This is a genomic window from Aromatoleum evansii (genome assembly GCF_045689615.1).
Classification (GTDB): Bacteria; Pseudomonadota; Gammaproteobacteria; order Burkholderiales; family Rhodocyclaceae; genus Aromatoleum; species Aromatoleum evansii.
On the sequence record NZ_CP141259.1, the window covers coordinates 1,541,938 to 1,562,618 of the forward strand.

15 protein-coding genes and 2 tRNA genes are annotated in these 20,681 nt (G+C 63.6%); 9 read left to right on the top strand and 8 right to left on the bottom strand.

Annotation, left to right across the window (positions count from 1 at the left end):
• The first annotated feature begins 31 nt into the window (after nucleotides 1-31).
• Both dcd and U5817_RS07070 read left to right on the top strand, forming a co-directional pair.
• Entirely contained in the window at nucleotides 32-598 is a 567-nt protein-coding gene (gene dcd, locus U5817_RS07065) for a dCTP deaminase (RefSeq protein ID WP_169131086.1), read from the top strand.
• A gap of 143 nt (nucleotides 599-741) precedes the next feature.
• Nucleotides 742-2,994: an arginine/lysine/ornithine decarboxylase gene (locus tag U5817_RS07070; protein WP_169131088.1), complete on the top strand. Its 2,253-nt coding sequence runs from the start codon at nucleotides 742-744 to the stop codon at nucleotides 2,992-2,994.
• A gap of 51 nt (nucleotides 2,995-3,045) precedes the next feature.
• Here U5817_RS07070 and U5817_RS07075 read toward each other — a convergent pair whose 3' ends face one another.
• The gene (locus tag U5817_RS07075) at nucleotides 3,046-3,546 is read right to left on the bottom strand and encodes a dihydrofolate reductase (protein ID WP_169131090.1); all 501 of its coding nucleotides are present in this window, start codon (nucleotides 3,544-3,546) and stop codon (nucleotides 3,046-3,048) included.
• Nucleotides 3,543-4,337: a thymidylate synthase gene (locus tag U5817_RS07080; protein ID WP_407280179.1), complete on the bottom strand. Its 795-nt coding sequence runs from the start codon at nucleotides 4,335-4,337 to the stop codon at nucleotides 3,543-3,545. The genes U5817_RS07075 and U5817_RS07080 overlap by 4 nt, the downstream gene beginning before the upstream one ends.
• Nucleotides 4,338-4,480: 143 nt before the next feature.
• On the opposite strand from U5817_RS07080, the gene U5817_RS07085 reads away from it, so the two are divergent.
• From U5817_RS07085 to U5817_RS07095, 3 genes are all read left to right on the top strand, one after another.
• Nucleotides 4,481-5,950 carry a hypothetical protein gene (locus tag U5817_RS07085; protein WP_407280181.1) on the top strand — a complete coding sequence of 490 codons (1,470 nt, stop codon included), beginning with the start codon at nucleotides 4,481-4,483 and terminating at the stop codon, nucleotides 5,948-5,950.
• A gap of 158 nt (nucleotides 5,951-6,108) precedes the next feature.
• Nucleotides 6,109-7,275 (top strand): M20 aminoacylase family protein, encoded by a 1,167-nt coding sequence (locus U5817_RS07090; protein ID WP_407280182.1) that lies wholly within the window; start codon nucleotides 6,109-6,111, stop codon nucleotides 7,273-7,275.
• A gap of 31 nt (nucleotides 7,276-7,306) precedes the next feature.
• Nucleotides 7,307-9,802, top strand: a complete 2,496-nt coding sequence (locus U5817_RS07095) for an ABC transporter permease (RefSeq protein WP_407280183.1) — start codon at nucleotides 7,307-7,309, stop codon at nucleotides 9,800-9,802.
• A 126-nt stretch (nucleotides 9,803-9,928) separates the two neighbouring features.
• On the opposite strand, the gene U5817_RS07100 is transcribed toward U5817_RS07095, so the two are convergent.
• From U5817_RS07100 to moaA, 3 genes are all read right to left on the bottom strand, one after another.
• Nucleotides 9,929-10,819 carry a cytochrome c3 family protein gene (locus tag U5817_RS07100; protein WP_407280184.1) on the bottom strand — a complete coding sequence of 297 codons (891 nt, stop codon included), beginning with the start codon at nucleotides 10,817-10,819 and terminating at the stop codon, nucleotides 9,929-9,931.
• Nucleotides 10,820-10,908: 89 nt separating this feature from the next.
• Nucleotides 10,909-12,069, bottom strand: coding sequence for a hypothetical protein (locus U5817_RS07105; RefSeq protein WP_407280185.1), 1,161 nt, complete (start codon nucleotides 12,067-12,069; stop codon nucleotides 10,909-10,911).
• Nucleotides 12,070-12,171: 102 nt separating this feature from the next.
• Nucleotides 12,172-13,248: a GTP 3',8-cyclase MoaA gene (gene moaA, locus U5817_RS07110; protein WP_407281033.1), complete on the bottom strand. Its 1,077-nt coding sequence runs from the start codon at nucleotides 13,246-13,248 to the stop codon at nucleotides 12,172-12,174.
• A 268-nt stretch (nucleotides 13,249-13,516) separates the two neighbouring features.
• Here moaA and U5817_RS07115 point away from each other — a divergent pair, with 268 nt between their 5' ends.
• Nucleotides 13,517-13,798 carry a hypothetical protein gene (locus U5817_RS07115; RefSeq protein WP_407280186.1) on the top strand — a complete coding sequence of 94 codons (282 nt, stop codon included), beginning with the start codon at nucleotides 13,517-13,519 and terminating at the stop codon, nucleotides 13,796-13,798.
• A 93-nt stretch (nucleotides 13,799-13,891) separates the two neighbouring features.
• Complete coding sequence (locus U5817_RS07120; protein ID WP_407280187.1) at nucleotides 13,892-16,327, top strand: Lon protease family protein; 2,436 nt, start codon at nucleotides 13,892-13,894, stop codon at nucleotides 16,325-16,327.
• A gap of 108 nt (nucleotides 16,328-16,435) precedes the next feature.
• Here U5817_RS07120 and U5817_RS07125 read toward each other — a convergent pair.
• The 3 genes from U5817_RS07125 to U5817_RS07135 form a co-directional block, all read right to left on the bottom strand.
• Nucleotides 16,436-16,511: transfer RNA gene (locus U5817_RS07125), tRNA-Asn, on the bottom strand.
• A 43-nt stretch (nucleotides 16,512-16,554) separates the two neighbouring features.
• Nucleotides 16,555-16,630 (bottom strand) — tRNA-Asn (locus tag U5817_RS07130).
• A gap of 60 nt (nucleotides 16,631-16,690) precedes the next feature.
• Nucleotides 16,691-17,899, bottom strand: coding sequence for an amino acid aminotransferase (locus U5817_RS07135; RefSeq protein WP_169131874.1), 1,209 nt, complete (start codon nucleotides 17,897-17,899; stop codon nucleotides 16,691-16,693).
• A gap of 171 nt (nucleotides 17,900-18,070) precedes the next feature.
• Between U5817_RS07135 and uvrB the strand changes: the two genes are divergently transcribed.
• Nucleotides 18,071-20,128 (top strand): excinuclease ABC subunit UvrB, encoded by a 2,058-nt coding sequence (uvrB, locus tag U5817_RS07140; RefSeq protein WP_407280188.1) that lies wholly within the window; start codon nucleotides 18,071-18,073, stop codon nucleotides 20,126-20,128.
• A gap of 11 nt (nucleotides 20,129-20,139) precedes the next feature.
• On the top strand, nucleotides 20,140-20,610 hold the full coding sequence (locus U5817_RS07145) for a low molecular weight protein-tyrosine-phosphatase (protein ID WP_407280189.1): 471 nt from the start codon (nucleotides 20,140-20,142) through the stop codon (nucleotides 20,608-20,610).
• The last annotated feature ends 71 nt before the right edge of the window (nucleotides 20,611-20,681 follow it).

Sequence of the window (20,681 nt, forward strand, 5' to 3'; positions counted from 1 at the left end):
CCGGACAGGTCGCCGAGGAAAACGCGCCCCCATGTCCATCAAGTCCGACAAGTGGATCCGCCGCATGGCGGAACAGCAAGGGATGATCGAGCCGTTCGCACCCGAGCTGGTGCGCCACAACGACGGCGGCAAGATCGTCTCGTACGGTACGTCGAGCTACGGTTACGACGTCCGTTGTGCCAACGAATTCAAGATCTTCACCAACATCAACTCGACGATCGTCGATCCGAAGGACTTCGACGCGCGCAACTTCGTCGATTTCGTCGGCGACGTCTGCATCATCCCGCCGAATTCCTTCGCGCTGGCCCGCACCGTCGAGTACTTCCGCATCCCGCGCAGCGTCCTGACCGTATGCCTCGGTAAGTCGACCTATGCGCGCTGCGGCATCATCGTGAACGTCACCCCGCTCGAACCCGAGTGGGAAGGCCACGTGACGCTCGAGTTCTCCAATACGACTCCGCTGCCGGCGAAGATCTACGCCAATGAAGGCGTCGCGCAGATGCTGTTCTTCGAGTCGGATGAAGTGTGCGACACGTCCTACAAGGACCGGGGCGGCAAGTACCTCGGCCAGACCGGCGTGACGCTGCCGAAGATCTGATCCACCCATCCGATCCGTCTCGCACGGAGCGATCATCGACAGGGGCCGTCTGACGGCCCTTTGTACTTTCCGGTAATACGGGGCCAAACCACACACGGGTATGATTCCCGTTTGCCGCAGGGCAGAAAGCTGGAGAAACTGGAATGCGCTTTCACTTTCCGATAATCATCATCGACGAGGACTTCCGCTCCGAGAATGCGAGCGGGCTCGGGATTCGTGCGCTTGCGCAGGCGATCCAGGACGAAGGCATGGAAGTGCTGGGCGTCACCAGCTATGGCGACCTGACCTCCTTCGCGCAGCAGCAGAGCAAGGGATCGGGCTTCATCCTGTCGATCGACGACGAGGAGTTCTCGTCACCGGAAGCGTCCGACAAGGCCATCGCCGACCTGCGCGCCTTCGTCGAGGAGATCCGCTTCCGCAACGCCGACATCCCGATCTTCCTCTACGGCGAAACCCGCACCAGCCGGCACATCCCCAACGACGTGCTGCGCGAGATGCACGGCTTCATCCACATGTTCGAGGACACGCCGGAGTTCATCGCGCGCTACGTCGTGCGCGAGGCCAAGAACTACCTCGAGAGCCTGCCGCCGCCGTTCTTCCGCGCCCTCGTTCACTATGCCGCCGACGGCTCCTACTCCTGGCACTGCCCCGGCCACTCGGGCGGCGTCGCCTTCCTGAAGAGTCCGGTCGGCCACATGTTCCACCAGTTCTTCGGCGAGAACATGCTGCGCGCCGACGTCTGCAACGCGGTCGAGGAGCTCGGCCAGCTGCTCGACCACACGGGCCCCGTTGCGGCCTCCGAGCGCAACGCCGCGCGCATCTTCAACTGCGACCACCTCTACTTCGTCACCAACGGCACCTCCACCTCGAACAAGATGGTGTGGCACACCACGGTCGCGCCCGGCGACATCGTCGTCGTTGATCGCAACTGCCACAAGTCCATTCTCCACTCCATCATCATGACCGGAGCGGTGCCGGTGTTCCTCACCCCGACGCGCAACCATTACGGCATCATCGGTCCCATCCCGATCGACGAATTCCGCATGGAGACCATCCAGCGCAAGATCGAGGCCAATCCGTTCGCCCGCGAGGCCGCGAGCAAGAAGCCGCGCATCCTCACGATCACGCAGTCGACCTACGATGGCGTGGTGTACAACGTCGAGACCATCAAGGAGATGCTCGACGGCCAGATTGACACGCTGCACTTCGACGAAGCCTGGCTGCCGCATGCCGCGTTCCATGACTTCTACGGCGACTATCACGCCATCGGCGCCGATCGCCCGCGCTGCGAGACGTCGATGATCTTCTCGACCCAATCCACGCACAAGCTGCTGGCCGGCCTGTCGCAGGCCTCGCAGATCCTCGTGCAGGATTCGCAGACCCGCAAGCTGGACCGCGACATCTTCAACGAAGCCTACCTGATGCACACTTCGACGTCGCCGCAATACGCGATCATCGCCTCGTGCGATGTCGCGGCCGCGATGATGGAGCCCCCGGGCGGGCCTGCACTGGTCGAGGAGTCGCTGTCCGAGGCGGTCGAATTCCGCCGCGCGATGCGTAAGGTCGATGCCGAGTTCGGCGATGACGACTGGTGGTTCCAGGTGTGGGGGCCGGAGTATCTCCCGGAGGAGGGTATCGGCACGCGCGAGGACTGGATGCTCAATGCCGGTGACCGCTGGCATGGTTTCGGCAATCTTGCCCCCGGGTTCAACATGCTCGACCCGATCAAGGCCACGATCATCACCCCGGGCCTCGACGTCGACGGCGACTTCGACGAATCGGGCATCCCCGCCGGCATCCTGACGCGCTATCTGGCCGAGCACGGAATCATCGTCGAGAAGACCGGACTGTACTCCTTCTTCATCATGTTCACGATCGGCATCACCAAGGGCCGCTGGAACACGCTGGTGACCGAGCTGCAGCAGTTCAAGGACGACTACGACCGCAATCAGCCGCTGTGGCGCATCATGCCCGACTTCATCGCCAAGCATCCGCGCTACGAGAAGGTCGGCCTCAAGGATCTCTGCGCGCAGATCCACTCCTTCTACAAGACGCACGACGTCGCACGCCTGACCACCGAGATGTATCTCTCGGACATGGTGCCGGCGATGAAGCCTGCCGACGCGTTCGCCAAGATGGCCCACCGCGAGATCGAGCGCGTCGCGATCGACGAGCTCGAAGGGCGCGTCACGGCAATGCTCGTCACCCCCTATCCGCCGGGTATCCCGCTGCTGATTCCGGGCGAGCGCTTCAACGCTACGATCGTGCGCTATCTGAAGTTCGCGCGCGACTTCAATGCCGCCTTCCCGGGCTTCGAGACGGACATCCACGGATTCGTGCGCGAGCAGTCCAACGGCCGCGTCGACTACTTTGTCGACTGCGTCAGGCAGGACTGAGCAATTCGGGTCGGTGCCGCGGCGCGATGTCGCCGCGGCACTCCGGGCGGATCAGGGCTTGCGCCGGTATTCGGCGAAGTCGAAGGGAAATTCGTTGTTCGCGTCCGCAGGGTGCGACTCGCGGCGGGTTTCGGTGAAGCGCGCTCGGTCGAAGTCGGGGAAAAAGGCGTCGCCATCCACCTCCGCTGCGACCTCGGTCAGCACCAGCGCATCCGCGCGTTCCAGCAGCTGGCGGTAGATCTCCGCCCCGCCGATCACGAACACCTTCCCGCCTCCCGTGGCCGCAAGGGCGTCGTCGAGGCTGGCAAAGACCTCCGCCCCGCTGGCGGCATACGACCCGTCGCGCGTCACCACCAGGTTGCGCCGTCCGGGCAGTGGCCGGCCCAGCGATTCCCATGTCTTGCGGCCCATCAGCACCGGGTGTCCGACCGTCGTCGCCTTGAAGTGCGCGAGGTCTGCCTTCAGGCGCCAGGGCAGGGCGTTGTCGCGGCCGATCACCCCGTTGCGGGCGACCGCTGCAATCAGCACGACTTCGGTCTGTGCCGCGCTCATACCGCCACTTCCGCCTTGATGTGGGGGTGCGGGTCGTAGCCCTCGAGCGTGAAGTCCTCGAAGCGGAAAGCGAAAATATCCTTTACGTCCGGGTTGATCGTCATCTTCGGCAGCGGGCGCGTGTCGCGTGAAAGTTGAAGTTTCGCCTGCTCGATGTGGTTCTGGTAAAGGTGGCAGTCGCCCCCGGTCCACACGAAGTCGCCCGGCTCGAGATCGCATACCTGCGCGACCATCAGCAGCAGCAGCGCATACGACGCGATATTGAACGGCACGCCGAGGAAGATGTCGGCGCTGCGCTGATACAGCTGGCAGGACAGGCGTCCGCCCGCGACATAGAACTGGAACAGCGCGTGACACGGCGGCAGCGCCATGCCCTCGACCTCGCCCGGATTCCACGCCGAGACGATATGGCGCCGCGAATCCGGGTTGCGCCGCAGACCGTCGATCAGTTGCGCGATCTGGTCCACCGTCCGCCCATCGGCAGTTTCCCAGCGCCGCCATTGCTTTCCATACACCGGTCCGAGCTCGCCATCTGCGTCCGCCCATTCGTCCCAGATGGAGACGCCGTTTTCCTTCAGGTAGCGGATGTTGGTGTCGCCCTGCAGGAACCAGAGCAGCTCATGGATGATCGATCGCATGTGCAGCTTCTTCGTCGTCAGCAAGGGGAAGCCCTCGTCGAGGTTGAAGCGCATCTGCCAGCCGAACACCGACAGCGTGCCGGTGCCGGTGCGGTCCGACTTCCGGTGGCCGTGTTCGAGAACGTGCCGCATCAAGTCGAGATACTGTTTCATGCATGAGTCCGTCGCAGAGAGAGCGCGATTCTACATCGTAGGCCCGGCGTACAAGTCATCACGAATTACCTTCGCCGGCGTGTGTTAGCCTTGTTACAAAGCCGCCCTATCCCGGCGGACACATAACTTACGGAGATTGCGTGGTGAGCCAGGGAGGTCGTGAGCCGCAGGAGCCGATCATTGCCCGGGCCGAGACGGCGCGCGCAATGGTCGGTGGCGGGGCGAATTACGCGAGGCTTTCCGAGTTGCTCGGTGAAATCAGGGCGCTGCAACGCGAACTGGCGACGCTCTCCCGAATGGAAGCGCTCGATGCTGCGAGTGACCGCCGCGTCCTTGGGCGCATCGACGATGCCGTCATCGCGTGCATCGGGCGCGTCCGCGAAACGCTCGCGACTCTTGAGGACACGCGCGACTGCCGCCCGCTGCTCCACGCGGTGCGCGACCTCGCCGGCGTTCTGCTGGATCGGCTCCAGAACAGCCTCGCCGCATGCGATGGAGAAGGCGAGGGCGCCAGGCAGGCCGATGGCGCTGACGCGCTCCGGTTGCGGCTCGTTCGAGCCGGTGCCGAGCGCGTGATATGGGAGCGATGCAGCGGAGGGCCGCCGCATCCCCATTTGTGGCGCTGGCTGGGGGACGCCTTCCTGCACGCGGTGCGCGAGGGCAACACCGTAATCGCAGGCCCGACGCTGGCGGCAAAGGGGGCGGAAGCGTCCGTTGAATTCCACTACGTTAGGGCGCTTGCCGCCTGCGCCGCGTCGCTCGATCTCCTTCCGGCGCCATTGCTGGGCGCCGTGGATCGATTGCTGCAACTGGCCGTGCCCGTCGTGAGATTCGAGTCCGCCGCCTTCCAGGAAGCAACCCATTGGGTTTCCCCGCAGGAGGGAAGTGCCCCATGCCGACTCGTCGGTCAGCCGGAGGCTGTGGTGGGGGCCTGGTTCCTGTCGCCCGGCCTTGCGCCGGAAATGTTCCGTGAAGCACGCGACCGCGCCCTCGACGACGCGCGACCCTCGGCCTCCCCGTCGGACGCAAGAACCGCGTCGCTGCGCGTTCAGGCACTGGATCATCTCCTGCGGCATTGGTCTGCGACCCAGCCGGTCAGGCGTCACCGGCGCCATGTGATCGAAGGGGTGCTTGCGGCTGTCGCCGGCATCGACGACCTGCGCAAAGTGTTCGCGGGCGAAAACGGGGTTCGCAGGGAGGAATGGCGACTTCGGGATCTCAGTCGTGGCGGGGTGGGGGCAATCGCTGCCAGCGGCTCGGTCAGCATTGGCCAGCTCGTCGGGATTCATCCGGTCGACGGGGAGGGGTGGCAGCTTGCCCTGGTACGGCGATCCTGGGCCCAGGACGACGACAGTGCGCACGTGGGGCTGGAGATCCTGTCGCGCAGACCGAGTCTCGCCCATGTCGACGACGGGCGCCGGCCCGCGGACGTGCTGCTGTGCGACCCGTTGCGGCGCGGTGAGGCCGTGCGGGTGATCGCACCTCCACGTGCGTTCGGCGCCCCGGATCTGCCTCTCTTTGTCACGGGCAATGGCGGTGTGCAGAAACTCAAACCCCTCGATGCCTGCTACGCGGGCGAAGGATTCGAGCTGCGTGTCTATCAGGTCCTCTGATGGTGTCGCACGAGCGCCACCGACGTGCCGCCTGAAGGGAATGTTCGTCGCAGCCATCAGCGTGCAGGCGAGATCGACGCGCGGCGCGATGCCCATTAAACTCGGACTGTTCCCCCGACAGACAAACGCATCGCAAACCTGCGACGACAGGTGAGGCCATGAGCATCCCCGAAAAAATCCGGCAGTGCCATCCTGCGTTGACCGCGCTGCGGCGCGACATCCACGCGCATCCCGAACTCGCATTCGAAGAGCACCGCACCGCGGAGCTCGTCGCTCGCCGCCTGGAGGTCTTGGGTATCGAGGTGCATCGCGGCCTGGGCGGCACCGGGGTCGTCGGCGTGCTCAAGGCCGGACGCAGCCTGCGTGCCATCGGCCTGCGTGCCGACATGGATGCGCTGCCGATCCAGGAACGCAACGACTTCGCCCACGTATCGCAACACGCCGGCTGCATGCATGCCTGCGGCCACGACGGTCACACGACGATGCTGCTCGGTGCCGCCGAGGTGCTCGCAGCGCACCCCGACTTCGACGGGACCGCTTATTTCATCTTCCAGCCGGCGGAAGAGGGCGAGGGCGGCGCCGATTCGATGGTCGACGACGGCCTGTTCGAACGTTTCCCCATGGCCTCCATCTTTGGCATGCACAACTGGCCCGGCCTCCCCGCCGGCCACTTCGCCGTGCATGACGGGCCCGTGATGGCGAGCGCCGACCGCTTCGACATCGAGATCCGCGGCCAGGGCGCACATGGTGCGATGCCGCACCTCGGTACGGATTCCATCATCGCCGGTGCCGCGCTGGTGCAGGCGCTTCAAACCGTCGTCAGCCGCACCCTCGACCCCCTCGATTCGGCTGTCGTGTCCGTGACGCAGTTCCATGCCGGCGAAGCGTACAACGTCATCCCGGATCGGGCGAAGCTGTGTGGCACTGTGCGCGCCTTCGGCGCTGCCGTGCAGGACCGCATCGAGGCGGCCATCGCGCGTATCGGCCAGGGTGTGGCCGCGAGCCACGGCGTCAATGTCGAGGTCGATTATCGCCGCGGCTACCCGCCGACGATCAACACTTCCGATGAGGCCGCGCTCTGTGCCGCGGTGGCGGGCAGCCTCCCCGGGGCGAGCGTCCTGACCGACCTGCCTCCAAGCATGGGGGCCGAAGACTTTGCCTTCTACCTGCGTCACAAGCCGGGTTGCTATGTCTGGATAGGCAACGGTCCCGGCGAGGGCGGATGCACGCTGCACAATCCGCACTACGATTTCAACGACGCCATCATTCCGTTCGGCGTCGCCTACTGGGTCGAACTCGTAAGGCGCCTGCTGCCCAAGGCCTGAACCTTTGGCGGCAGGCGCCGTCAACCCGCGCATGAATACCTTACGCCTCGCCCTGCGCATGATGATGCGCGACCTACGGGCGGGGGAGCTCCATCTGCTGGGACTTGCCATCGTGATTGCGGTGGCCTGTCTGACCAGCGTGGGCTTCCTCGCCGACCGTGTCGGCCGCGGACTCGATCGCGAAGCGAACCAGTTGTTGGGCGGCGATCTGCTGCTGAGGGCCGATCACCCGTGGGACGACAGTTATCGCAGCGAGGCAGGGCGCCTGGGGCTGCGGCATACCGGCACCGTGCTGTTCACCAGCATGGTAAGCACCGGCACCGCTGCGCAACTGGCTGGCGTGAAGGTCGTAGGCGCAGGCTATCCACTGCGCGGCCACATCCGGATCGCGACGGAGCCCACCCGCGGCGACGCCATCGCCGATCACATCCCTGCACGCGGTGAGGTCTGGCTCGACGAGCGCCTGCAGGCGGCACTCGGCGTAGCGGTCGGCGATCGCGTCGGGCTGGGGCGCCTGGAGTTCAGGGTCGGTGCGACGGTCACCTTCGAGTCCGACCGCGGGGCCAATTTCTTCAGCCTGCTTCCCCGTGCGATTTTCAACGTCGAAGATCTTGCCGAGTCGGGCCTGCTGATTCAGGGTAGCCGGGCTACGTGGCGATTGCATGTCGCCGGCGAGCCCGACGCTGTCGCTGCATTCGAGCGCTGGGCGAAAACCCGGCTGGGGCGCGGCGAGACGCTCGAAAGCATCGAGAATGCCCGGCCCGAAGTACGCAATGCCCTCGATCAGGCCCAACGGTTCCTGCGTCTGGCGGCGCTGCTGACGGTGATTCTCGCCGCTGTTGCGATAGGGATTTCCGCCCGCCGTTTCATGCAGAGACACCTTGATGCCTGCGCCGTGATGCGTTGTCTGGGAGCCAGGCAGACGCAGGTTGTCTCCATCGTCGTGGGCGAATTCGCCTTGTTCGGACTGTCTGCTGCGGCGCTGGGGGCTCTGCTCGGTTGGGCAGTGCAACTGGGGCTTGCACGGATCCTCGTTCAGATCATGAACACCCCCCTGCCGTCGCCCTCGTTCTTGCCATTCGCTCACGGGATCGCAGTCGGTGTCGTGCTGCTTGTCGGATTCGTGCTTCCCCAGCTCCTGCGCCTCGGGCGCGTTTCGACCCTTCGTGTTCTCCGACGCGAGATCGTGCTGGTGGAAGGGCGCAGTGCTTCCGCGTGGGCGGCGGGAACCCTGGCCTTGCTGGCCCTCGTGTTCTGGATCGCCGGCGACCTGCGGCTCGGTATCCAGGTTGCGGGCGGCTTCGTTGTTGCCCTTGCCCTGTACGCCGTCGCTGCCGCGGGCTGCCTGCACCTGCTCGGGCGCGTGAGGGGCGCCACATCGCTCGGCGGAAACGGCTGGCGCTATGGCATCGCCTCCCTTGTGCGCAGGACCGGCGCGAGCGTCATTCAGATCGTCGCTCTCGGCGTGGGCATGACGGCCCTGTTGCTGCTCACCATCGTTCGCGCCGACCTGCTCGACGACTGGCGTGCGCTGACCCCGCCCGACGCACCCAATCGTTTCGTGATCAACATCCAACCGGATCAGCGTGAAGCATTGTCGGCGGCGTTTCTCGCCCGAGGACTCGAGGACCCGGATATCCGTCCGATGATTCGTGGCCGGCTGGAGTCGATCAACGGAAAATCGGTTCGCCCGGACGACTATGAGAACGAGCGCACACGGCGCCTGGCGGAACGGGAGTTCAATCTCAGCTATGGAAGCCGGCTGCCGGACGGGAATGTTGTTGTCGGCGGGCGCTGGCATGGGACGGATACAGCTGCGCAGTTCTCGGTCGAGCGCGGTTTGGCGGAGACGTTCTCCCTGAAGGTGGGCGACCACGTGCGCTTCAACGTCGCCGGGCGCTTGGTCGAGGCTCCCATTACGAGTATCCGGGATCTCAAGTGGGATTCGATGCGCGTGAATTTCTTCTTCATCGCATCGCCTGGGCTGCTCGAGGGCGACCCGGCAAGCCTCATCACCAGCTTCCGCTTGTCTCCGGGTGACCAGGGATTCACGACCGACCTGGTCAGGCAATTCCCGAATCTGTCTGTCATCGACATCGATGCGGTGATCGCCCAGATGCGTGCGATGACTGACAAGCTGATCGTCATCGTCGAGAGCGTTTTCGCCTTCGCGGTGTTGTCGGGCTTCCTCGTGCTGTTCTCGGCGTTGCAGTCGACGCATGACGAACGTGATTACGAGCTTGCAATGCTGCGAACCTTGGGGGCCCGCAACGCGCAATTGCGCAGGGCGCTCGTGGCAGAGTTCGTCGTGCTTGCCGGGCTCGCCTGCGGGCTCGCCGGAGGCGGGGCTGCCACCCTTGGGTGGATCCTCGCGCGCTACGCATTTGGCATGGTTTACGTGCCCGACCTCGGCCCGCTGATGGGCGCCATGCTTGCCGGAGTCTTTGCAGTGGTCACTGCGGGATGGTTGGGTACTCGAAACCTGCTCGGACGAGCGCCCAACGAAAGTCTGCGGCGCCTGGCATGACCAGGAGACGCAACATTTGGATAAAGATGTTTCTCAATTCAAAGACAATGTTACATGAATGGTTTCTAAAAACGAGAAAGGGCGCCTTTCGGCGCCCTTCAGCATGTTGATGCCGGAGAGGACTCGTTACTTCACATGACAGGTCAGGCAGATCTGGCTGGCATCCACTGTGACGCGCAGGAAGGTGGGGAGGAACTTTGCGGTCGCTCCCGGCACGCCATGCGGGTCATGGCACGACGCGCATTCGACTTCGAAACCTTGGCCCGAGTCATAGAAGCGCAATTCATTCTTGTCCGGACGGTTGTCGCCATCGGTGTCAAAGAAGCGAATGTTCTGATACGTGCCGGAAGGGACGTTCCATTCCGCGCCAGTGGGCAGTTTCACGCCCACGGGGTGATCGTTGCGGAGGTCGGTGCCGAGTGCATACGCGCTAAAGTCCTGAGCGCCGCCTTGGCCGCTCGGTGAATGGCAGCTCAAGCATTCGGTGTTGTTGTCCTTCAGCGCGTAGTGGTCGAACGCGTCGTCGGTGGTGCTCCAGGCATCGAGGAGGGTCTTCGTGGTCGCCGCGTCGGGGTTGAGTGCAAGTGCCGCATTGTACTTGCCGCTGCCAGGCATGTTGATGATCGAGTCAACTGCAGTCTGGCCGTCATGACAGGACAGACAGGTCAGCGAGCTGGGGCCCGGCTGCGTCGCATCCTGGGATAGCGATAGCTGGCTGTAGAGGGTGTAGGTGGTGGTCCGGACCGTGCGGTTCCAGAGGGGGGCCTTGATATTCTGGTTGGCCCCGTGAGGGGTGTGGCAATAGACGCACACCTGCTCGTAGTTGTTTCGAACGGCATCCATTTGCGTCCCGGTCGGGCCTCCGCCCGCCGTCTGGCGCTGTGTCAGGTTATGCCGGGTATTGCCGATCGTGCCTTGCTGCAGGAACTCGGAGTCCGAGCGTGTCCCCGACCATGCAACATCAGAGGCAAGCACGCCGATCGTGACGATGGTTGCAGTGGCGATTTTGTTTAACATGATGTGGATGTGGTTGTTTGTTTGTATGGGCGCGGATATGCAATAAAGATGCCAGTGTGGCGGTGCGCCTGATTATGCTTGATGAGTGTTCAGGGGGCTCGCCCCGCGGAGCCTGCCCGCGCCGATGCGCCCGTGACCGAGCCAGTCCCGGCCCGACGGAAGACTTCGACCTTGAGGTGGTACTGATCCGCAACATACAGCCGTCCGGTCTCGTCCACCGTGATGGCGCCGATCAGTGCGTATTGTCCGGGGAGGTTCGCTATCCCGGCCTTGCCGACCCACATGAGCAGGCTTCCGTCGGGTGTGAATATCTGCACGTTGTTGAACGATGCGTCGGAAACGTAGATGTTGCCTTCGGCGTCGCTCGTGATCCGGCGTGGTCGCGAGAAACTTCCTAGTCCGTTGCCGACCGACCCGAAACTCGAGAGAAACTTCCCCGTTTCGTCGAAGGACTGGATGCGGAAATTCCCGGAGTCGAGAATGTGCAGCGTGCCGTCTTCGGCGATGGTCGCGTCGAGGGGTATGTTCAACTGGCCCGGATCCGTGCCGCGGGGGCCGATTCTGAACAGCTCCTTGCCGTCCGGTGCGTAGGCGATGACCTTATGGTCGTCCACATCAACGCTGCCACGGTCGACAATGACTATCCGGGAGCCGTCGCGACTGACCGCCACTCCCGCTGGTTTTACCAGATCGCCTGGGTTGCCGACGGAGAACATGAACAGACCCAGCGAGTCGAATACCATCACCTTTTTCGCGCTCGAATCAAGGACATACAGCCGGCTCTGGGCGTCGATCGCCATCGAGATCGGCGAGCGCGTCCGATTAGGCTCCCGCTGGCCGATCTGGAAGACCTTCCGGCGCGGCATGTCGAACACATAGATCGATGCGCTGTGCGGGTCGGCGACGTAAAGCCGCCCCTTTCGAGCCGCCAGGGCGGACGGCTTGCGGTAAACGGGTTGCTCGGAGTTCTTGTCGTGCCCCGTAAGGATTCGCTTCAGACGGTCTTCGTCCGATTCGTCCCGTATGTCAGACTGGTTCCTGAGTTCCGCTTCGAAAACGAAACGGGGTTCCTCGGGGGGGGCCGGCCATGCCAGCTGATACTGCAGATCTTCTTCCGCCGATCCGGCAGGGGTCGAGCTGCAACCAGTGAGGTTCGTCAGCGAAACGAGGGCGCATAGCGCTACAGCAGTACTCAGGCCGCGGAAGAAGGAATTCGCTGGACGGGATTTGCGATGCATGTGGCTGAACATTCCGCACGAGCCCTACCCGCCGAATAGGGCGGGAGGAAGCGTTTGGGCATACCATTTCGGGGTGCCCGGGAGTTCGCCATAAGCAGGAAGTGGGCCAGTAACTCAGCCGCCGATATAGGACATCTCGATTTTTCGCAGTCCCGCCGTGTTGGCCGTGCGGATTTCGGAGTAGCGGTCCTCGCGGTTTTGCCAGACCGCTGCAATCGCGCGATCGAGCTCCGCATCGCCGCCTCCGGAGCGCAAGAGGGTGCGGAGGTCGTGGCCGCTTTGTGCAAAGAGGCAGGTGTAGAGTTTGCCCTCGGTCGACAGGCGGATGCGGGTACAGGTCGAGCAGAAGGCTTGTGTCACGGACGAGATGACTCCGATCTCGCCGCCGCCGTCGCGGTAACGCCAGCGCTCGGCAACCTCGCCTGTGTAGTTCGGCTCGATCTGTTCGAGGGGAAACACCTGGTGAATCCGTTCGATGATCTCCCGCGACGGGACAACGGCACTCATCTCCCATCCGTTCGAACTGCCCACGTCCATGAACTCGATGAAGCGCAGGATGTGGCCGGTTCCGCGGAAATGGCGCGCCATGTCGATCACCCCGTGGTCGTTGACGCCGCGCTTGACGACCATGTTGACCTTGATGGGGCCGAATCCGGCATCTTCGGCTGCCGCGATGCCCTTGAGGACCGCCGCAACCGGGTAGTCGGCGTCGTTCATCTTGCGGAAGGTCGCGTCGTCGATCGCATCCAGGCTCACGGTGATGCGGTGCAGTCCGGCATCCCGCAATACGCCCGCCATCCTGGGTAGCAGTACCCCGTTGGTAGTCAGCGTGAGTTCGACGTCGGGGATCTCTGCCAGTTGGGCGATGAGGTTCTCGACATGCTTGCGCAGCAGGGGCTCGCCACCGGTGATGCGGATCTTGCGCACGCCGCGGGCTGCAAAGAGCCGGGCAATCCTGGTGATTTCCTCGAACGACAACAGCTCCTTGCGTGCGAGGAAGGCGTGGTCGGCGCCGAACACTTCACGCGGCATGCAGTAGATGCAGCGGAAGTTGCAGCGGTCCGTGACCGAGATGCGCAGGTCGTGAACAGCGCGACCGCGCTTGTCCAAGAGGGTGGTCCCGGCCGGGGGGGGCGCGTCGGTTGGGAGTGGTAGCTGCCTGCTGGCAGGATAGATCGGGATCGATTTCATCGGATGACTGGCTGAATGTGCCTCAGGAGCTGCATGTTGCGGTAGTCGGGCAACCTGTGGCCGGGTGCGGTTGTCTATTTGGATGATAGTTAACAGCCCGTTCGGGCTGAAGGCAAGACCGGAAATCACTTCCCGCTCAACGCCGGGGTCGGTCCTTGTTGCCGGCAGCCTCCGTAGTTGGCACAGTAGCGTGTATCCGGGCCCGTTGATATGAGCCAAAAGTATTAGCCTTCCGGCGATTGCATGTAGCCCTTTCGGGGGATTTGCCATGACGACACGCGTCACAGAAACTTCGACCGAAAAGCTCTACGAGCGTTTTCCTCATCTTCGCAAGATCGACGGGATGTGGGGGACGGCCGAGTGCCGCAAGTTCATCTTCCTGTTGATGACGGACACACGAGGCGGGAAGCGACAGGGATTTCCGTCCGAGCATGCAGGGACGATCATGTCGCTCCTGATGGAGCATGACCGGCGCTTTCCTCAGTTCGAGAATGACGTTGCCCACCATGACACGCGCTGGGGCGATCTCTCGCGTCGGGGGATTCGCTGACCGCCCTTGCCGGAGGGGTAGGCGAGGGGATGGTGATGAGGCGTCGGGCGTCCGGACCCCCCGTTTTCATCGCAGCATCGGGAGAACAACAAGATGGTCGACCTGCGCCCACTGGCGGCGGACCGCCTTCGGGTTCGCTGTGCACCCGATATATTCGAGTTTGCCGATACCGCTAAGCTTCCGGATCTGCCTGGCGGGATAGGGCAGGGGCGGGCAGAGGAAGCGTTGCGGTTCGGTCTCGCAATGCGCCAGCCCGGTTACCACGTCTACGTGCTTGGCGAGCCGGGAACCGGGCGACATGCCACGGTTTTTCGCTTGCTGCGAGAAGTTGCGGCCGGCGGTCCGGTTCCCCCCGATCTGTGCTATCTGCACAATTTCGACGACCCGCAGCGACCCCGCCTTCTGACCCTGAGCGCAGGCCGGGGGGCGCAACTGCGCGGCGACATGCTCGCGCTCATCGCCGATCTCGGTCCGGCAATTGAGGCGGCGCTCGCCAGCGAGACTTACGGCAACCGCGTCGAATCCCTGCAGGATGCGCACAAGACGCGGGAAGACGGGGCGCTGCACGAGCTCGGGGAGGCATGTGCGGCCGACGGGGTGTCGCTACTGCAGACGCCGGACGGTTTCGTGTTTGCGCCGACGAAGGACGGGCAGGCGATGTCCCCCGAGGCTTTCGACGCTCTTCCTTCCGATACGCGGGCGGAGGTCGAGAAGAAGGTGGGGGCGTGGAGCGATCGCCTGGCGGATCTGCTCGAACAGTTCCCAGGCTGGCGCAAGGATCTGCACGAGGCGATGAAGCGGGCCGCCTGCGATGCACTCACTCCGGCGGTTACGCACTTGATGCGCGGGTTGCGCGAGCGCTACGCGGATCTTCCGGCCGTGCTGGGCTTCTTCGATTCGATCCGGAAGGAGATCCTCGCCAGCGGCAGCGACTGGGCTGCTCAGGAAGGCGGCGAGGACGAAGGGGCAGAGGACGAGGCACGAACGAAATTCCACCGATATCAGGTCAAGCTGCTGGTCGATCACTCTGCCACATGCGGTGCTCCGGTCGTCTGCGAGGATAATCCGACCTTCGGCAATCTGATCGGGCGCATCGAGCACATCTCCCAGCTGGGGACGCTCGTGACCAATTTCAGCCTGATTCGTGCCGGGGCCCTCCATCGGGCGTGCGGGGGATATCTGGTGTTGGATGTCGAGCGGCTCCTTGGGCAGCCCTTTGCGTGGGAAGGGTTGAAACGTGCGTTGCGTGCGCGAGAGATCCGTATCGAGCCTCCGGCGGAAGCGCAGGGCTGGAGCAACATGCTCACTCTGGAACCGGAGTCCATCCCGTGCGACGTCAAAGTGATTCTTGTCGGTGACCGCGAGCTGTTCTACCTGCTTACGGAGAACGATCCGGACTTTCCGGAGTTGTTCAAGGTGGCAGCCGACTTCGACGAGGATATGCCTCGCAACGATGCCAATGTTGCGCATTACGCTGCCTTGCTCGCGATGCTCGGGCGAGCGTCGGACCTGTTGCCCTTCGACCGGACCGGCATTGCGCGCTTGGTGGAGCATGGCGCGCGACTCGCAGAAGATTCCGGGCGGCTCAGTCTGGAGACGCGCTTGCTGACGGACGTGATGCGTGAAGCGGATTTCCACGCACGCGCCGCACAGTTGCCCGCGGTAGGCTGTGTGCAGGTGGATGCGGCGATCGCATCCCGCTCGCGGCGATTCGGGCGATACGCCGAGCGGGTGCTTGAATCGATGGTGGAAGGTACAACGCTTATTTCCACCACGGGCGCGCGCTGCGGCCAGATAAATGCCCTGGTCGTCGTCGAACTCGCCGGCGAGCAATTCGGCCATCCTGTGCGCATTACGGCCACGGCGCGGCTCGGAGAGGGGGATGTCGTCGACATCGAACGTGAAACCGAGCTTGGCGGGGCGATTCATTCCAAGGGCGTTCTGATCCTCTCCGCTTTTCTCGGCGCCCGCTATGCGCGCCATCAGCCGCTGTCGCTGTCCGCCAGCCTGGTATTCGAGCAATCCTATTCCCCGGTCGAGGGGGATTCCGCGTCACTGGCCGAACTCTGCGCCTTGTTGTCTGCGCTGGCCCAGGTTCCGATCCGCCAGTCCTTCGCGGTGACCGGTTCGGTCAACCAGTTCGGCGAGGTCCAGGCGATCGGCGGTGTGAACGAGAAGATCGAGGGATTCTTCGACCTTTGCGTCGCTCGCGGCCTGACAGGCGAGCAGGGGGTGGTCATACCGCAGGCGAGCGTTCGGCATCTCATGCTGCGCGAAGATGTCGTTGCGGCGGCACGCGAGGGGCTTTTCCGCGTCCATGCCGTCGCGACCGTGGATGAGGCCATGGAGATCCTCACCGGTTTGCCGGTCGGGATTGCAGACGCGAAGGGCGTGATGCCGCGGGAAACGGTCAACTACAAGGTCGCGGCGGCCTTGACGGCGATGACCACGGCAAAGCACGCGTTCGATCATGGCAGCGACGGGCGTCACGCGCGCTTGCGACGGCGGCATGACAGCAGTCAGGAATGAGGTTCCGATGCGGCCGCTGCTGTCGCGTTGGGGGGTAGCCGCGGGAATGTCGGGAGTGCCGAAAGCAAATGGGCCACCTCAGGAGGCGGCCCATCTACTTGGCTTTACTGGCTCCCCGACCTGGGCTCGAACCAGGGACACACGGATTAACAGTCCGTTGCTCTACCGACTGAGCTATCGGGGATCGGTACTGGTGCTCATGCTGAAATACTGCAGGAGCCGAATTCTGGCTCCCCGACCTGGGCTCGAACCAGGGACACACGGATTAACAGTCCGTTGCTCTACCGACTGAGCTATCGGGGAATTGAGCCGCGCATTATAGGTAGCACGCGGCTATGCGTCAATATCGCTTGCGCGAAATTCTCAGGCCTTCACGACTTCGGCGATCGCCTTGGCGACGTAGCCGATGTTGCGCGAATTAAGGGCCGCGAGGCAGATGCGGCCGGTCGACACGGCGTAGATGCCGAAGTCGTTCTTCAGCTGTTCGACCTGAGCGGCCGACAGGCCGGTGTAGGAGAACATGCCGCGCTGCTGGATTACGAACGAGAAGTCCTGCGCGACGCCGGCAGCCTTCAGGTTCTCGACCAGCCCGGTACGCATCGAGCGGATGCGGTCGCGCATGCCGGCCAGTTCGTCTTCCCACATCTGGCGCAGTTCGGCCGAGTTCAGCACGGCGGCGACGACGGCACCACCGTGGATCGGCGGGTTGGAGTAGTTGGTGCGAATCACGCGCTTGACCTGCGACAGCACGCGGGCCGACTCGTCCTTGCTTGCGGTGACGATGGAGAGAGCGCCAACACGCTCGCCGTAGAGCGAGAACGATTTCGAGAACGAACTCGAAACGAAGAACTGCAGGCCACTTGCCGAGAACAGGCGCACGGCAACGGCGTCCGGCTCGATGCCGTCGGCGAAGCCCTGATAGGCCATGTCGAGGAAGGGTACGAGGGCGCGTTCGCGGCAGGCGTCGACGACTTCGCTCCACTGCGCTTCGGTCAGGTCGGCGCCGGTCGGGTTATGGCAGCAGGCGTGGAGCACGACGACGGAGCCCGGGGCAAGCTGCTCGAGCTTGGCCTTCATGCCGGCGAAATTCACGCCGCGGGTGCTCGGTTCGTAGTACGGGTAGTTCTCGACCGGGAAGCCGGCGGACTCGAACAGCGCGCGGTGGTTTTCCCAGCTGGGATCGGAGATGTATACGGTCGCGCCGGGGAGCAGACGCTTGAGGTAGTCGGCGCCGACCTTCAGGGCGCCGGTGCCGCCCAGCGCCTGGACGGTGACGACCTGGCCATTGGCGATGAGGTGCGAATCCTTGCCGAAGAGCAGGTTCTGCACGGCGGTGTTGTATGCGGCGGGGCCTTCGATCGGCTGGTAGCCGCGCGGCGGCATGGCTTCGAGGCGCGCCTTTTCGGCCGTCTTGACGGCTGCGAGCAGCGGAATCTTGCCGTTGTCGTCGTAGTAGACGCCGACACCGAGGTTCACCTTGTCGGTGCGCGCATCGGTGTTGAAAGCCTCGTTCAGTCCGAGGATCGGGTCACGGGGCGCCATCTCGACGGCGGCGAAGATCGAAGCGGGCATAAAACAACTCCAGGTTGCGCGGGAGGCGCGGTGGACTGAACCTGTCGCGTCGGTACCGGTCCATCAGCCGTGCCTTGAGCCGCATTTTGCGAAATAATGCGCGTTTGCCAAGTCCTGTCCGATCGGTTGCGGCAGTCGGGCAAGCGCTTGAAACAAGCCGGAAATTCTAGCATGACGAGTACGACGGACAGTGTTCCGGTGGTCACTTTCGAAGGGAGTCCTTTCAGGCTCCATCAGCCCTTCGCGCCCGCCGGCGATCAGCCGGTCGCGATCGATCTGCTGACCGAGGGCGTGTCGGACGGCTTGATGTTCCAGACCCTGCTCGGCGTGACCGGCTCGGGCAAGACCTACACGATGGCGAACGTGATCGCGCGCTGTGGCAGGCCCGCCTTGGTACTGGCGCCGAACAAGACGCTCGCCGCGCAGCTGTACGCCGAATTCCGGGAATTTTTCCCCGAGAATGCGGTCGAGTATTTCGTCTCCTACTACGATTACTATCAGCCGGAAGCCTATGTGCCGTCGCGCGATCTGTTCATCGAGAAGGATTCGAGCATCAACGAGCACATCGAGCAGATGCGCCTGTCGGCGACGAAGAGCCTGATGGAGCGGCGAGACGTCGTGATCGTCGCGACGGTGTCGTGCATCTACGGTATCGGCGATCCGGTCGATTACCACGCGATGATCCTGCATCTGCGCGAAGGCGAGCGGATCGCGCATCGCGACCTCGTGCAGCGGCTCGTGGCGATGCAGTACACGCGCTCCGACATCGACTTCCGGCGGGGAACGTTCCGCGTCCGCGGTGACGTCATCGACGTATTTCCGGCGGAGAATGCCGAGTATGCGGTGCGGATCGAGATGTTCGACGACGAGATCGAACATCTCACGCTGTTCGATCCTCTTACTGGGCACATGAAGCAAAAGCTCGTCCGCTTCACCGTTTACCCCTCCAGCCACTACGTCACGCCGCGCGCTACGGTGCTGCAGGCGATCGAGGCCATCAAGGAGGAACTGCGGGATCGCGTCAGCTACTTTCAGCGCTCGGCCAAGCTGGTCGAGGCGCAACGTATCGAGCAGCGCACGCGTTTCGATCTGGAAATGCTCAACGAGATGGGTTTCTGCAAGGGCATCGAGAACTACTCGCGCCATTTGTCGGGGCGCGGGCCGGGCGAACCGCCGCCGACGCTGATCGACTATCTGCCGCCGGATGCCTTGCTGTTCGTCGACGAATCCCACGTGGCGATTCCACAGGTGGGGGGCATGTACAAGGGCGACCGTTCGCGCAAGGAGAACCTTGTCGAATACGGCTTCCGCCTGCCGTCGGCACTCGATAATCGGCCGCTGAAGTTCGAGGAGTTCGAGCGCCTGATGCCGCAGACAATCTTTGTTTCGGCCACGCCGGCAGACTACGAGGCGACGCATCAGGGGCAGGTGGTCGAGCAGGTCGTGCGTCCGACGGGGCTGATCGACCCCGCCGTCGAAGTGCGGCCCGCGAGCACGCAGGTCGATGATCTGCTGTCCGAGGCCAAGCGCCGCATCGCCGCGGGCGAACGCGTGCTGGTTACGACGCTGACGAAGCGGATGGCCGAAGACCTTACCGATTACCTTGCCGAGAACGGCATCCGCGTGCGCTATCTGCATTCGGATATCGATACCGTCGAGCGTGTCGAGATCATCCGCGACTTGCGTCTCGGGGAGTTCGATGTGCTGGTGGGCATCAACCTGCTGCGCGAAGGCCTGGATATTCCCGAGGTGTCGCTCGTGGCGATTCTGGATGCCGACAAGGAAGGCTTTCTGCGTTCCGAGCGCTCGCTGATCCAGACCATCGGGCGGGCTGCGCGGCATATCCACGGCCGTGCCATCCTGTATGCGGATGTGGTGACGCGCTCGATGCGTGCGGCAATGGATGAGACGGATCGGCGTCGGGCGAAGCAGCTCGCGTTCAACACCGAACACGGTATCGTCCCGAAGACCGTGAGTAAGCGCATCAAGGACATCATCGACGGCGTCTATTCGAGCAGCGACGAGCGCAATGCGATGGTGGCGCAAGAGGCACGGGCCGAATATTTTGCAATGGACGAGAAGGCCGTTGCGAAGGCGATCCGCAAGCTTGAGAAGGAGATGCAGGAGCACGCGCGCAACCTCGAATTCGAAAAGGCTGCAGCTGCCCGCGATGAGTTGTTCCGGCTGCGTCAGCGCGCGTTTGGCGCGGATCAGCACGGGGCGGCGTGAGAGGTGGACTCGTGACCAGGATCCTGTTCGTCTGCACCGGCAACATCTGCAGGTCGCCCACTGCGGAAGGGGTGGCCCGCCACGCGATCCGTGCTGCGGGGCTGGATGGGGTGATCGAGGTCGAGTCGGCCGGGACGCACGGATATCATGTCGGTGAGGCGCCCGATCCGCGCACGCGCAAGGCGGCCGAAAAACGCGGCTATGACCTGTCGATGCTGCGGGCGCGCAAGCTAGAACCAGGGGATTTCGAGACTTTCGACCTGTTGCTCGCCATGGATGCGGGGCATCTCGAGATCATGGAGCGCAATTGCCCCGACGCGCATCGCGACAAGGTCAGGCTTTTCATGAGCTATGCACGCTGCTTCAAGGCTGAGGAAGTGCCGGATCCCTACTATGGTGGCGAGCGGGGGTTCGATCTGGTGCTCGACTACTGCGAAGATGCTGTCGGAGGGCTGCTGGACGCCTTGCGGCCGACGCGTTGATCGACGATGGTGTGACGGCCTGAAACAAGAAGGGGGCGCCCGGTGGGCGCCCCCTTTTCTTCCTTCTGCCG

Excerpts from the sequence above, each read along its gene's own strand:
- dcd (WP_169131086.1), top strand. The coding sequence starts at position 32 with ATGTCCATCAAGTCCGACAAGTGGATCCGCCGCATGGCGGAACAGCAA.
- U5817_RS07070 (WP_169131088.1), top strand. The coding sequence starts at position 742 with ATGCGCTTTCACTTTCCGATAATCATCATCGACGAGGACTTCCGCTCC.
- U5817_RS07075 (WP_169131090.1), bottom strand. The coding sequence starts at position 3,546 with ATGAGCGCGGCACAGACCGAAGTCGTGCTGATTGCAGCGGTCGCCCGC.
- U5817_RS07080 (WP_407280179.1), bottom strand. The coding sequence starts at position 4,337 with ATGAAACAGTATCTCGACTTGATGCGGCACGTTCTCGAACACGGCCAC.
- U5817_RS07090 (WP_407280182.1), top strand. The coding sequence starts at position 6,109 with ATGAGCATCCCCGAAAAAATCCGGCAGTGCCATCCTGCGTTGACCGCG.
- U5817_RS07095 (WP_407280183.1), top strand. The coding sequence starts at position 7,307 with ATGAATACCTTACGCCTCGCCCTGCGCATGATGATGCGCGACCTACGG.
- U5817_RS07100 (WP_407280184.1), bottom strand. The coding sequence starts at position 10,819 with ATGTTAAACAAAATCGCCACTGCAACCATCGTCACGATCGGCGTGCTT.
- U5817_RS07105 (WP_407280185.1), bottom strand. The coding sequence starts at position 12,069 with ATGTTCAGCCACATGCATCGCAAATCCCGTCCAGCGAATTCCTTCTTC.
- moaA (WP_407281033.1), bottom strand. The coding sequence starts at position 13,248 with ATGAAATCGATCCCGATCTATCCTGCCAGCAGGCAGCTACCACTCCCA.
- U5817_RS07115 (WP_407280186.1), top strand. The coding sequence starts at position 13,517 with ATGACGACACGCGTCACAGAAACTTCGACCGAAAAGCTCTACGAGCGT.
- U5817_RS07120 (WP_407280187.1), top strand. The coding sequence starts at position 13,892 with ATGGTCGACCTGCGCCCACTGGCGGCGGACCGCCTTCGGGTTCGCTGT.
- U5817_RS07135 (WP_169131874.1), bottom strand. The coding sequence starts at position 17,899 with ATGCCCGCTTCGATCTTCGCCGCCGTCGAGATGGCGCCCCGTGACCCG.
- uvrB (WP_407280188.1), top strand. The coding sequence starts at position 18,071 with ATGACGAGTACGACGGACAGTGTTCCGGTGGTCACTTTCGAAGGGAGT.